The organism is Sorangium sp. So ce204 (assembly GCF_051526795.1).
GTDB classification, from domain to species: Bacteria; Myxococcota_A; Polyangia; order Polyangiales; family Polyangiaceae; genus Sorangium; species Sorangium cellulosum_B.
The window spans coordinates 5,160,305-5,173,145 of sequence record NZ_CP150317.1; the positions used below are offsets into that span (position 1 = coordinate 5,160,305).

General features: G+C 72.3%; 11 protein-coding genes. 5 read left to right on the top strand and 6 right to left on the bottom strand.

All coding sequences use genetic code 11. The annotated features are described in order from the left end of the window. The first annotated feature begins 3 nt into the window (after nucleotides 1-3). Nucleotides 4-1,035 carry a hypothetical protein gene (locus WMF22_RS19130; protein ID WP_438036635.1) on the top strand — a complete coding sequence of 344 codons (1,032 nt, stop codon included), beginning with the start codon at nucleotides 4-6 and terminating at the stop codon, nucleotides 1,033-1,035. Nucleotides 1,036-1,156: 121 nt separating this feature from the next. Here WMF22_RS19130 and WMF22_RS19135 read toward each other — a convergent pair whose 3' ends face one another. Both WMF22_RS19135 and WMF22_RS19140 read right to left on the bottom strand, forming a co-directional pair. Next, entirely contained in the window at nucleotides 1,157-1,735 is a 579-nt protein-coding gene (locus tag WMF22_RS19135) for a hypothetical protein (protein WP_438036636.1), read from the bottom strand. Continuing rightward, nucleotides 1,732-3,009, bottom strand: a complete 1,278-nt coding sequence (locus WMF22_RS19140; protein WP_437300497.1) for an AAA family ATPase — start codon at nucleotides 3,007-3,009, stop codon at nucleotides 1,732-1,734. Before WMF22_RS19140 ends, WMF22_RS19135 begins: the two co-directional genes overlap by 4 nt. Nucleotides 3,010-3,461: 452 nt before the next feature. Between WMF22_RS19140 and WMF22_RS19145 the strand changes: the two genes are divergently transcribed. Together WMF22_RS19145 and WMF22_RS19150 are read left to right on the top strand one after the other, a co-directional pair. Next, nucleotides 3,462-3,938: an SRPBCC family protein gene (locus tag WMF22_RS19145; protein ID WP_437300498.1), complete on the top strand. Its 477-nt coding sequence runs from the start codon at nucleotides 3,462-3,464 to the stop codon at nucleotides 3,936-3,938. 713 nt (nucleotides 3,939-4,651) lie between these two features. Beyond that, nucleotides 4,652-5,125: an SRPBCC family protein gene (locus tag WMF22_RS19150; RefSeq protein WP_438036637.1), complete on the top strand. Its 474-nt coding sequence runs from the start codon at nucleotides 4,652-4,654 to the stop codon at nucleotides 5,123-5,125. 70 nt (nucleotides 5,126-5,195) lie between these two features. Here the strand turns inward: WMF22_RS19150 and WMF22_RS19155 are convergent, their stop codons facing one another. The 4 genes from WMF22_RS19155 to WMF22_RS19170 form a co-directional block, all read right to left on the bottom strand. After that, nucleotides 5,196-7,685 carry an efflux RND transporter permease subunit gene (locus tag WMF22_RS19155; RefSeq protein ID WP_438036638.1) on the bottom strand — a complete coding sequence of 830 codons (2,490 nt, stop codon included), beginning with the start codon at nucleotides 7,683-7,685 and terminating at the stop codon, nucleotides 5,196-5,198. Between the two features lie 854 nt (nucleotides 7,686-8,539). Continuing rightward, a complete protein-coding gene (locus WMF22_RS19160; RefSeq protein WP_438036639.1) occupies nucleotides 8,540-9,265 on the bottom strand; it encodes a hypothetical protein in 726 nt (241 codons plus the stop codon). Nucleotides 9,266-9,297: 32 nt separating this feature from the next. Continuing rightward, nucleotides 9,298-9,723, bottom strand: coding sequence for an EVE domain-containing protein (locus tag WMF22_RS19165; protein WP_197539384.1), 426 nt, complete (start codon nucleotides 9,721-9,723; stop codon nucleotides 9,298-9,300). Between the two features lie 105 nt (nucleotides 9,724-9,828). Continuing rightward, nucleotides 9,829-10,365, bottom strand: a complete 537-nt coding sequence (locus WMF22_RS19170; RefSeq protein WP_438036640.1) for a L,D-transpeptidase family protein — start codon at nucleotides 10,363-10,365, stop codon at nucleotides 9,829-9,831. A 117-nt stretch (nucleotides 10,366-10,482) separates the two neighbouring features. On the opposite strand from WMF22_RS19170, the gene WMF22_RS19175 reads away from it, so the two are divergent. Continuing rightward, nucleotides 10,483-11,574, top strand: coding sequence for an RNA polymerase sigma factor (locus tag WMF22_RS19175; RefSeq protein ID WP_437300503.1), 1,092 nt, complete (start codon nucleotides 10,483-10,485; stop codon nucleotides 11,572-11,574). A gap of 228 nt (nucleotides 11,575-11,802) precedes the next feature. Then, a complete protein-coding gene (locus tag WMF22_RS19180) occupies nucleotides 11,803-12,834 on the top strand; it encodes an OmpA family protein (RefSeq protein WP_438036641.1) in 1,032 nt (343 codons plus the stop codon). The last annotated feature ends 7 nt before the right edge of the window (nucleotides 12,835-12,841 follow it).

A 12,841-nucleotide genomic window follows, 5' to 3' on the forward strand; every position in this document is an offset into this window, starting at 1 on the left:
CCGATGCCGGCGCGATCCGCCGAGCGCTCCACGCGGCCCTGCGCCGGCCGCCGCCTCGCGGCCGCGGCGCTCGCCTGCGTCAGCGCCGCGGCGCTCGCGTGGACGGGGCTCGCGGGCTGCCGCTCGGAGCCGGAGCGCGGCGGGGCGGACGCGGGGCCGAGCGCGGAGGACGCGGGAACCGGCGCCGAGGACGCCGGGGCCGGGGCGCCGGACGTCGCGCCGCCGCTCGTGGGGGCGCCTCCGGGGCCGAGGGCGCTCGCGCCGCCGGCGGAGCCGCGCTGTCCGCCGGAGATGGTGCGGGTCGCGCGCCGGTTCTGCGTCGATCGCCACGAGGCGGTGCTGCTCGACAAGGAGACGGGGCTCGAGATCTCGGCGTTCTATCCTCCGTCGCGCCAGGCGGCCGCGTCCGTCGAGCGTGTGTGGTCGAAGATGCGGCTGCAGCTCGGGGACGACGAGGCGCGCCGCATGCAGCTGCCGCTCCTGCCTGGCTGGCAGAAGCAGCGCGAGTTCGAGCCGCGCGCGGTGTCGCGCAGGGGCGTGCTCCCGCAGGGCTACACGACCGGCGCGCAGGCGGATCTCGCGTGCCGGAACGCGGGCAAGCGGCTCTGCTCGCTCGACGAGTGGCGGACGGCGTGCCGCGGCGAGCGGGACGAGCAGTTCCCGTACGGGCCGACCTACGCGGACGGGCGGTGCAACGTGTTCCGCGAGCACCACCCGGCCGGCGTGCTCCACCGCGACGTGACGCTCGGGCACAGCGACCCGCGGCTCAACCTGGTGCGCGTCGCCGGGGCGCCGCTCTTGCGGCGGACGGGCGAGACCGCCACGTGCGCGAGCGCGTGGGAGGACGACGCGATCGCCGACATGGTCGGCAACCTGGACGAGTGGATCGACGATCCGGAGGGGACGTTCGTCGGCGGCTTCTACGCACGCGCGACCCGGGAGGGGTGCATGGCGCGCGTCGCGTCGCACGACTTCACGTATTTCGACTACTCGACAGGCGTCCGCTGCTGCGCGGATCTGCGCGCGCCGCCGTGACGGGCGCGCGCAGCCGGGGGCTGCCGGACGCGCGACGAAGATGCCGCTCTCCGGCAAGCCAGGGAGGGGGAGCCGGCGCCGGTGAGAGAAGAGGCGCCGAGCCCGTGTGGCGCCTCGCGCTTTACTCCCGCCTGGCCAGTCCCTGCCGGACGACCTCTCTGGCAACGAACGGGCTCCATTCCTGGAGCAGCTCCAGCGGCAGCCTCCCCTCCAGGTACGGCACGTAAGACAGCTCCCGTGCGGCGATGCACTCCCTGTCGTTGAGCTTCAGTCGCTCGATGGTTGCCTGGACGCGCTCGCGCACCTCGCCGTCGAGGCCTTCCGCTGGGAGCACCTGGAGGAACGACAGCTCCAGGACGAACCACGCAGCAGGGATCTCCATCGGATCGAGGACGTCGTCGAAATCGCGTTTGCGCGCGTTCATGAGCGAGCACACGAAGCGGTAGTTGCTCCACTCGTACGCGAGCTCGCGGCGCTTCGACTTCGGCGCGACGTGATCGACGGAGCGCGCGCCGGTGCCTCGCGGAACGAGCACGCACAGGTAGGCGCAGATGCTGCGGTAGCTGTCGCGGAGATCGTCCAGGCACTCCCGCCAGGTTGGGGGCAGGTGCTCCGCGTTCGCGGCGAGGGCGCGCAGGCCGGGCTGCCGGACGAGCGCGTCGAAGCGCGCCGGCTCCGGCTGGAGAGGTACGTGGATCACGGCGTGAGCCCGGCCTGACGCGCCCTGACGAGCCAGCGCGCCCAGAAGGGATCGGTGTCCTTGAGCACGTCGTGCAGCTCTTGGTGGATCCGCTTCACGTCCTCAATCGGCAGATTCGGCCGCCGCATCGCGGCCATCGCGTCGAGGATCGCCTTCTCTGCCTCGACGGACCGCGCCTGCGCCAGATCGAACACGTCGGACGTGAGCCATGCGGAGGCGTCCCCGCGCGCCTTCCATGCGGGCTTCGACACGGTGACCTCAGCCCCGTCAAGATCGAACAGGAAGAGCGCGTCGCGCGCCTCGTCGAAGTGCGGCTCGGCGGAGGCGAGGACCAGCGGCGCGTGCGTCGTGATGAAGAGCTGCGTCTCGATGGACGCCTCGAGCTCGCGGGACACCCGGAGCAGCGCGGGCAGGATCACGCGCTGCCACTGCGGGTGCAGGTGAGCCTCCACCTCGTCGACGAGCACGACCAAGCTCCGCTCCGGCGCGGTGTTCCGGAGCCTCGCCGCCTCGACGTGCTCGCGCCACATCCAGACCAGGAGGTAGGCGAACGAGAGGATCCGCTTCATCCCGGCGGAAGCGAGCAACACCGGGACACTGCCATAGGGCATGTCAAGGGTCGGGATGTCGCGGACGTCATGCAGCGAGACGCGGGTCGTGCTTGCTCCGGGCCGGAGGGTCTCCCCAGGATTCGGCGACAGGACCTCCAGCACACGTGTCAGCAGCTCCAGCGTGCTGCCACGCTGGAGCTGCCATGTGGCCCAGTCGCGGATCAGGCCATTGCAGAGCACCGAGCCGTCGTGGTCGTCCGCGGTGAGCCCGTTCCAGATCTGGCCGGGCGTGAAGTGAAACCCCGGCACGGGTCCCGTCGATTTCACGCCGAGCGGGGACTGCAGGTGCCCCGCGGGTCGAAGCGGGTCCCACACGGAGAAGCTGCCGTCGACCCGGGCGTAGAAGACGAGGCCGGAGCGCCTGGAGGCCCCGGGTGGATAGACGGTGTGCCAGTTTTGCTTCTCGAAGTCGAACGACGAGGAGACCCGATGCACGACCTCCCCGTCACGCGTCTCCCGGACGATCTCTGGCTTGACCGCTGGGCCGCGTCGCGGCGCCGCGGGATAGCCGGGCCACGTGCCGGTCAGCGCGAACCAGCTGACATCCAGCACGAAGGTCTTGCCGAGCCCGTTGTCGCCCGCGAAGAGGTTGAGCCGCGGCGCGAGCTCGAACGCCATCGCGGGCGCCGGTCCGGTGTCGTGCAGTTCCAGCCTCTCAAGCATCGCGTCCCCTCTCGGTCGCCCGTGGTTCGTTCGGGCCGTGGCCGATGGGGGTCGCGAGCGGATGAGCGCGGAAGGTGTGCCAGACCTTCTTGCAGAGGAGCTCCATCGGCTGCGTCATGACCATGGCAACGCGTGATCTGCTGGGTCGCGCGGGAAAAGGCAAGAAAAGCCGCTCCCGCAGGGCTCCGTCCGACCGTGCGGTGCCGCGGGGGAACGAGCCGTTCAACTGCGCCGCCGGGGCACTGGAGCCAGCGACGCTCCACGGCACAGCCCTGCGCGGACGAGGGGAAGGCGGCCCAGCGTCGTCGTGAGGCCCAGCGCACCGCTGCTGCGCGGATGTGCGCGCGCCGCCGTGACGGGCGCGCGGTCGCGGCGGCGCGGGACGATCTGGTAGCATCGGCCGCTGCGCGGGAGGACGTCGCGCTCGTGCGACACCGCCGGGAGGACCATCGATGCTCGCAGCCCGATATCACGTCTACGATTCAGCGGTGCTCGACGCGCCCATCGAGGAGGCATGGAGAGAGCTCCGCGATATCGTCGCGCTCCTGCCGATCGTCTTCGGTGACGGTGTCAGGGACTACCGTTACGTGGACGGCGGCTCGGCGGAGAAGATCCCGTCGCGCTTCGAGTTCACGCTCCACCCGTCGGGAGACAAGGCCGTGGAGGAGGTCGTCGCGCGATCCGAGACCGAGCACTCCGTCACGTACCGGCTGCTCGGGCAGGTCCTGGGCATCGAGGGGTACATCGCGACGTACCGGCTTCGCCGCATCACGACCGAGCCGGGCAAGACGTTCCTCGAGTGGCCCCGGGAGTTCGGCGTCGCGCCGGGCCAGGAGCCTGAGAAGGTCGTCCCGTCGGTCGCGGCCCTCACCGCGAGGGAGGTCGTCGCCATCAAGGAGCACTTCGCGCAGCGCCGCCGCCCCGTGTGATGCACAGCGGCCTCGGCCGAGCGCACAGGGCCGAGGTGGAGCACCCACGGCTCCGCGAGGGATGGCAGCAGGGGGCCGGCGTCCCATAGCAACCGCTGGAGAGGCCTGCGCCGGGGGTCTTCAACGGACCGCAACCGTTGGGAGAGGCCCGCCGCCGGGGTCTTCAACGGTTCGAGTGAGCGCGAGGGACCCGCCGCCGGGGGTCTTCAACGGACCGCAACCGTTGGGAGAGGCCCGCCGCCGGGGTCTTCAACGGTTCGAGTGAGCGCGAGGGACCCGCCGCCGGGGGTCTTCAACGGTTCGAGTGAGCGCGAGGGACCCGCCGCCGGGGGTCTTCAACGGTTCGAGTGAGCGCGAGGGACCCGCCGCCGGGGGTCTTCAACGGTTCGAGTGAGCGCGAGGGACCCGCCGCCGGGGGTCTTCAACGGTTCGAGCGCGGACGAGGGGCCTGCGCCTGGGCGGAAGCAACGGATCGCGTGCGCTGGAGCGGGCGCGAGCGACGGGGCCGGGACGGATCGACTTCGCTGCGGGCGGCCAGGGCTCGGGCGTGCCGGCGCGCGACCACCCTGGCCGTCCATTCACGACGGCGATCTCGCCTTCCCGAGCGCACGCCGCCGTGACGAGGGCGCGCTCGGGCGGCGGCGACATCCCCTGATAACATCGCTCCGCAGCGCATGGCGGTGTCGCGCCTGCGGCATCGGGAGGAGGGAGCCATGATCGACGCGCGGTATCACGTCTACGACTCGGCGGTGCTGGACGCCGCCATCGAGGAGGTCTGGCAAGAGGTCCGCGATATCACGAAGCTCATCCCCGTCGTCTTCGGGGACAACGTCAAGGAGTACGGCTACGTGGAGGGCGGCTCCGCGGAGAAGGTGCCCTCGCGGTTCGCGTTCACGCTCGTCTCGGGGGAGAGCTCGCTGGAAGAGGTGGTCGCGCGCTCCGAGACCGAGCACGCCGTCACCTACCGGATCCACGGGCAGATCTTCGGCATCGAACGTTACACCGGGACCTACCGGCTCCGGCGCGTCACGACCGAGCCGGGCAAGACCTTCCTCGAGTTTCCACGGGAGTTCGGGGTCGCGGCAGGTCACGATCCGGCGCAGGTCGTCCCGGCCATCGCCGCGCTCACCGCGAGGGAGGTCGCGGCGATCAAGGCGTACTTCGCGAAGCGCCGCGGCGCCGCCTGATCCGGCCGCCGCGCGCCGAGCCTCGCGGTGAGCGCGGCGGCCGCAGGAGCGCGCAGCGCGCCCGCCGCCCTCAGGTCGTCGGGCGGCCGACCGCGAGGAAGGCCTGCTCGCCCTTCGGGCGCCGCCGGTCGCGCCAGACGAGCGCCGCGGGCAAGACCAGCACGGCCGCGAAGAGGCACGCGAGCTCGCCGATGACCGCGGCGACGCCCAGGCTCCGCACCGCGTAGTTCTGCGAGCGGACCAGGGCGAGGTAGCCCAGCGTCGTCGTGAGGCTGCAGAGGATCACGGCGCCGCCCGTCTCGCGCACCGCGGTCAGCGCGCCGCCGGCGCCCTCCCGCGCGTACCGCTGCACGATGTTCACGGCGTAGTCGACGCCGATGCCGAACGTCAGCGGCAAGGCGATGAAGTTCAGGAAGTTGAGCTTCACGTCCATCAGCACGAGCAGCCCCGCCATCCACGAGGCGCCGACGAGCAGCGCGCCGAGCACCGCGAACGCCGGGCGGCCGCCGCGGAAGGCGACGAGCACGACGAGGACCGTCGCGGCCAGCGAGAAGAGCACCGCCGGCGGCACGTCGTCGATGACCGCCGCCCACATGTCCGCGTAGATGACCGCGCGCCCCGAGCCGCGCACGACGCTGCCGTCAGGGAGCCGCGTCTCGCGGTACGCGTCCGCCCACCGGAAGAGGTAGTGCGCGTCGTGCACGCTCTCGGGCGTGGTCGGGCTGATGTACACGATGCGCCCGCGCGTGCCGTCGGTCTCGGTGAAGGCGCGCGCCACGCCCGCCGGCAGATCGTCGATCCCGAACGGCGCGAGATCGTCCGGCGGGATGACCGCCTGGATGCGGCGCCAGTCCTCGTCGCCCACGAGGCCGCGCTTCCGCGCCCTGAGGACGCGATCCTTGATCTCCTGGAGCAGCGGGAGCTTCGCCTCCTGATCCCGCGGGACCAGATCCTGGAGCGCGTAGATCTCCTTGAACGGCTTCGCCCCCTCGGGCGCCGCGTCGCGCCTCGCGTAGAGCGCGGCGCGGAGCGGCTCGACCTGCTCGGGCCGGTCCACGAGGATCGCCATGCCGTCGGTGCCGACGTAGCCGGTGATCTCCTCCGCGAGCGAGCTCAGGCGGATCTGCGCCGCGCGGGACCCCTCGTCGTTGCGGAGGTTCTGGAGGTTGTACTCCATCGGATCGGCGCGCACGTAGCTCACCGTGGCGACGAGGCCGGCCGCGGCCAGGGCGAGGCCCGCGAGCGTGAGCGTGGCCGGGCTCCGCGACGCGAGCCGCGCGAACGGCGCGCCGAACGCGATGCCGCCCTGGGCGCGCCGCCGCAGCCTGCCGAGGAGGCCCGGCGACTCCTGCTCGAGGGGGACGATCCGGTCCATCACCGCGAGGATGCTCGGCAGCGCGACGAACGTGGCGACCCAGCAGAGCACCATGCCGGCGCTGCCGATGAGGCCGAAGTCGTGGAAGCCGCGGAACTCGGTGACGAGCAGCGAGCCGTAGGCGGCCGCGGCCGCGCAGCCGGCCGTGAGCGTGGGCAGCCAGGTCTCGCGGTGGGCGACGCGCACGCCCTCGAGCAGGCTCGCGCCGCCGCGGCGCGCCTCGAGGTAGCGCGCCATGTAGATGATCCCGAAGTTGATCCCGTTGCCGGCGACGATCGAGAAGAGGAACCCGGTCGCCATGTTGAGGTGGCCGAGCGCGAGCTGGGTGGCGCCGAACGTCCAGGCGACGCCGATGCCGATCGTGATCAGCATGGCGACGAGCGTGCGCAGGCGCAGGTAGTAGAGGAACACGACGGCGGCGATGAGCACCGCGCCCGAGACGCCGACGTCGGTCAGATCCTCGTTGATCGCCGCGTACTCGGCGATGCCGGTCTGGAGATCGCCGGCGAGGCCGTAGGTGATCCCCGGCTCGAACGAGGCGGGGCGCACGCGCTCGACGACCTCGCTCACGCGCCGGATCGCCTCGGAGCCGGCGGCGAAATCGCTGGCCATCACCTTCGAGCGGATGGCGACGACGACGGTCTTGCCGTCCTTCGACTGGTAGTAGCCGTCGGGGTAGCGCCCCGTGTCGACCCCCTGGAGGCCGAGGCTCTGCTCGATCGAGCTGGCGCTCACCTCGGGGGGCGGCTCGTCGTCGTCGAGCAGCGCGCCCGTCGCCTTGTTGACCTCGTAGGCGTAGCGCGCCTCGATGTCGTCCCTGAGCTTGGTGAGCCTGTCGCGGTCGACGTAGAGCCCGGCGCGCGGCGAGAGGAAGCGGTAGGCCTCGTGCACCCCGTCCTCGACGCTGCCGACCCACGGGGGGCCGATCTTCTCGATCTCCGGGACGAGCGCGTCCGCGGCCCGCTGGAGCGCGGCCGTGGGCGTGCCCTCGCCGCCCTGGAGCACGACGAAGAGCGTGGAGACGCCGGCCGTCTTCGCGGCGACCCGGTCGAGCTCCTGCACGCTGGGCCGCGACGCCGGCAGCAGCGACTCGAACCCGGTCAGCACATGGAGCCGCGTCGCCAGGAAGAGGGCGATGACGGTGAAGATCCCGGTCGCGAGCAGCGGCAGCGCCGGCCGCTTCACCTGCAGCTCGGCGAGGCGCGACGCGAGCCCGCCGCCGCGCGACGAGGGCGGCGCGAGGCGGGGAGAGGGCTCGCGGGGAGCTTCACCGGAGCTTTCGTGTGAATCAGGGGAATCAGGGGAAGGAACCGGGCGGGGCGCCGGAGGCGATGGCATGGGGGGAGCGGACATGAGACGGTGTGTGGCTCCGGGGCGGAGAGGGACGTTGGAAGGACGGTGGAAGCGCCGGTGGACCACGTTCTAGGGAACCGGATCCCCGGAGAAAAGCGGTCGTGTGCGGCGCGGCGACGGCGCGCCGCCGAGGTCCAGGCGGCCGCGGAGGCGCGCCGGGCCGGCGGGCGCTCCCACGACCCCGCTGACCATGATGCGGTGTTCGGGATGCGCAACGACGATCTCGTGCGCCGCCAGATCGGTCACGAGATCGCCCGCATCGCGGGCGCGAAAAGGCGGCACTACCGGGAGCTCGTGGCCGGCTCTCGACGTCATTGCCTCAAGGATGGCCGCCCGGCGTGCCTCCCGTGTCGAGCCCGCTCCCCTGCGACGCCTCTCCCGGGGGCCTCGCGCGACGGGAGGGGGCCAGAGAAGCCTTGGCCGCGTCGCGCACGGGCCAAGGCAGCTAGGGTGTCGCCGGCGGCCAGGCCCGCCGACCGATCGCCTCATGAGGCAGACGAACAGGCCCTAGAGCGACGAACGGGTTGAAGCCGCACGCAAACAGCGAGAAGTTGAGACGCCAAAAGACGCCAAGAAGCGCCAAAAGACGCCAAATTTATTGTTTTCTTGGCGTCTTTTGGCGCCTCTCTGCGTCTTTTGGCGTCTTTTGGCGTCTCATCTCTCTGGTTTCCAAGCTGATCGGGGTGCTAGGGGCCTGGCGGGGTCGTGCCGGCGTCCGCGGCCCCCGTGCCGCGAGGCTTCGCAACGCCGCTGGCGCCCCCATCGCGGGGCGCGCCGGCGTCCACCGGCGTGGCGCCCGCGTCCACCGGCGCAGCGCCCGCGTCCACCGGCGCGGCGCCCGCGTCGGCCTCGGCGCCCGCGTCCGGCGGCGGCTGGTCGGGCGCCGCGGGGGGCGCGGGCGGCGGGGGCGCTGGCGGGAGCTCGCTCTCCCAGCACTCCGACTTCGGGGGCGCCGCGAAGTGGACCGTGCGCGACGCGGCGTCGCCCTTCCGGGTGACGAGCTTGTCGGTCTTGTACACGGTCGCGTTGCCGCACTCGTACTCCGCGGCGTCCTTCGACTCGCGCGCCACCACGCGCGTCCGCGGCGCGCGCTGGTTCTCGCACTGGGCCCACTCGATCTCGTACTCGGCGTCCTCGTCGGAGAGCAGGATGCGGCTCGGCGGATCGTCCTTGGACCGGCGCCCGGTGAGCGTCGTCCGGGTGATCGGCTCCTTGCCCTCGCGCACCGTCAGCGTGACAGGGAAGCGAAGGCTCCCGCGCATCTGCGCGCGCGTCGCGCCGATCTCGAAATCGGGGCAGATCGGCTCCCCCTCGATCGGGGACGGCGTGGGCGGGCCGCCGCACGCGGCGCTGGCGAGGAAGCTGCCGAGGAAGAAGACGGCGAGGGGTCGGGCTCCAGGGCGGAGGTTCACGACGGGATTAGTCGTTTCCCCGGGTCCCCGCGTCAAGCGATCTTGGTCTTGCCCAGCTTCAGCACCCGATCGAAGTGCTCCTTCGAGACGGGCACCACGCTGAGCCGCGACCGCTTCAAGAGCGAGATCTCGGCCAGCGACTCGTCGCCGCGGATCGTGTCGAGGCTCACCTGCGCCTTGAGCGGCGCGACCGGCTCGATGTCCACCACGCTCCAGTCCTCGTCGGCGTCGGCCGTCGGATCCGGGTACGCCTCGCGCTTGACGCGCGCAACGCCCGCGACCGCCTTGCCCTCGCTCGAGTGATAGAAGAGCACGAGATCCCCCTGCTTCATGGCCCGCATGTTGTTGCGGGCCTCGAAGTTCCGGACGCCGTCCCACATCGTCTGGCCGTCGCGCACGAGCTGCGCGAACGAATATTTCTGTGGCTCGCTCTTCATCAGCCAGTAACGGCGAGACATGCACGATCTCCAGGGCAGGCGCGAGGGCGGCGCCGGCCTCGCCGTCGCGCTCTCATCCTCGACGGACAGCCCGTCGATCTGACCGGCTACCCTAGCACCGCCCGTTCAGTCGGTGATCACGATCTTGGCGCCGTCCGGCGTCCGCCGCGCGATCTCGTCAATCTCGTCGTCGTCGAGGGCGATGCAGCCGAGCGTCCAGTCGCTCTCCTTGTGCACGCCAGCGAGCTGCGCGCTTCCGACGCCGTGGATGCCGATGCTGTGCCCGACGCCGCGGCCCGGCGGGACCTCGCCGCGCCGCTTGAGCTCGGCGAAGCGCGCGCGATCTTCCTCGTTCGGGTAGCTGACCATCAGGAACCGATGGAACAGGCCGTTGATGCGGCCCGCGACGCGGTACGTGCCGACGGGGGTGCGCCTGTCGCCCTCGTAGCGCTTCGGCCCCGGCCCGCCCGGCCCGAGGGCGACCCGGTAGGACCGGACGATCTTGCCGCCCGCGACGAGTTCGAGCGTGTGCTCGCTCTTGTCGATCCGGATCTCGGTGACCGGCGGGGCGACGCCCCGGGCGGCGGTCAGGGAGGGGAGCGTGTGGGTGAGGGAAGCGGCGAGCAACGCCGCGGCGACGAGAAGAGGGGGCCTGAGGAGCATGCCCGACCGTCGGCGCCGGGCTGGAGAGTGTGACGCCCGGACGGGGCCTGCAGTATTCTCGATCGGGCGCGTCACACTCCGCGGCCGCGGCGCGATGCACGGTCGATGAGCACGTCGATGACCACCGAGGACCGCACCCCCGCGACGAACCCCCTGGCAGAGCCGGGGCTCCGCCGTGCCCTCGAGGATTTCGTGCGGCGGCGCGTCCCGGGCCGCGAGGTCGACGACGTGGTGCAGACCGTCCTCTGCGACGCGCTCGCGTCGCCGGGGCGCCCGGCCGACCCGACGGAGCTCCGGCGCTGGCTCCTCGGGATCGCGCGCCACAAGGTGGCCGACCACCACCGGCGCTCGGCGCGGGAGGCCGCGACGGAGCTGCCCGACCTGCCGGTCGGACCGCCGCCCGTCGAGGCGCGCGAGCTGGCGCGCTGGGCGGAAGAGCAGGCCTCCGCGAGCCACGACGCCCGGCAGACGCTGTCGTGGATGGCCCGGGAAGGGGAAGGCGAGAAGCTCGAGAGCATCGCCGCCGAGGAGCAGGTGCCCGCCGCCCGGGTGCGGCAGCGCGTGTCGCGGATGCGGCGATGGATGCGGGAGCGATGGATGGCCGAGCTCGCCGCGGTCGCGGCGCTGGCCATCCTCGCGATCGTCGTCGCCCGGCTCCTGCGGTCGACGAGCGAGGCGCCGTTGATCGCGCCCCTGCCCGAGCCGCAGCCGAGCGCGCCGCCCGACGGGCCTTCGCCGCCCATCGCGCCGCCCTCGCCGCTCGACGCGCTGGAGCGCGCGCGGTCGCTGCGGGCCGAGGCGCTGCGCGCCTGCGACGAGGCGGCCTTCCGCCGGTGCCTGGACCAGCTCGACGAGGCGGATCGGCTCGACCCGGCGGGCCGCGACGCGCCGGAGGTCGCCGCGGCGCGCGAGCGCGCGCTCGAGGCGCTCCGCGCGCCGACGGAGAAGACCCAGGCGCCGGGGCCCGTCGACGAGAAGCTCGACAAGAAGGTCAACGAGAAACTCGACACGAAGGACGAGAGCAACTCTCGGCCCGCGCCGAAGCCCCGCCCGAAGGTGGCGCCGCCGCCCGCACAGAAGCCCACCTCGTCGGTGCGCGCGGAGCAGATGCTCAAGGAACAGATGCTCAAGGAGCAGATGCTCAAGTCGAGGAAAGCAGCGCCGAAATCGAAGGTCGACGAGGTGGATTTCCCGTCGGGAAAACTCTAGCTGCTCGCGCCAAGGGGCAAACGACGCGCCGAGATCGAGGCGAACTCGACGGTTCGCCGTCGCCTCCGGAGCGGGGGGCCGACGCGCTGCCGAGGGCGAGCGGCGCGCGCCGCCGTACGAATCCATCTCGCAGTTTCCGGCGTAGTCGTCTAAACACGCTGGCGCTCGGCGCGATCAACGACGCCAAGGAGAGGAGCCCAGGAGATGCGAACGACGAGATGGCTTGGAATGGCATTCGCAGTATCGCTGCTCGCGGCGAGCGCCGGCTGCGCGGTCGAGCCCCAGCAGCAGACCGCGAAGGCGCCGGCACCGCCGCCCGCGCCGCCGCCGCCCGCGCCGCCCGCGCCGCCCCCTGACGCGGACGCGGACGGGGTGCTCGACGATGGCACCGACAAGTGCGTGGCCGAGAAAGAGGACGGCCTGCCGCCCGACGCCAAGGACGGCTGCAAGTCGACCGACCCGGACGGAGACGGCCTCGTGGCCGACGCCGACAAGTGCCCGGCCGAGGCCGAGGTCAAGAACGGCTACCAGGACGACGACGGTTGTCCCGACGTCCCGCCGGTCGTCTTGGAGGGCAACGAGGTGAAGCTCAACCAGAAGATCGCCTTCGTCGCCGGCAAGCCCGAGTTCGAGCCCGCCTCGCAGGGGCTCCTCGCGAACATCGCGCAGATCCTCAAGGACCATCCGCAGATCCAGTTCGTCGAGGTCGCGGCCTACTCCGAGAAGGTCGGCAACGACGCCGCCACCGTGACGCTCACGAAGAAGCGCGCCGAGGGGGTGGTGAAGGCGCTCACCGCGCTCGGGGTCGAGAAGAACCGCGTGCGGGCCGCCGGCTACGGGGCGCACTGCGCGACCGATCCGGGTGAGACCGAGGAGGCGAAGGAGAAGAACCGCCGCGTCGAGATCAAGATCATGCGGCTCGACGGCAAGGACACCGGCGTCGAGCTCGCCTGCGCCGCGGTCGCCAAAAAGGGCCTCAAGCCGGCCGGCGTGCCCGCGACAGCGCCGAAGGGCGCCGTGAAGGCCTCCGACGCGAAGCCGGTGGACCCGAAGGCCGCCGCCAAGCCCGCGGACGCGAAGCCCGCCGCCGCGCCTGCCGCACCGGCGCCCGCCGCGGCGCCGCCGGCTGCAGCGCAGCCCGCCGCCGCCGCGCCTGCCCCCGCGGCCGCGCCCGCCGCGCCCGCGGCGGACACGAAGCCGGCCGCGGCGAAGCCCGCGGACACGAAGCCGGCCGAGACGAAGCCCGCCAGCGTGAAGTAGGCGCGCG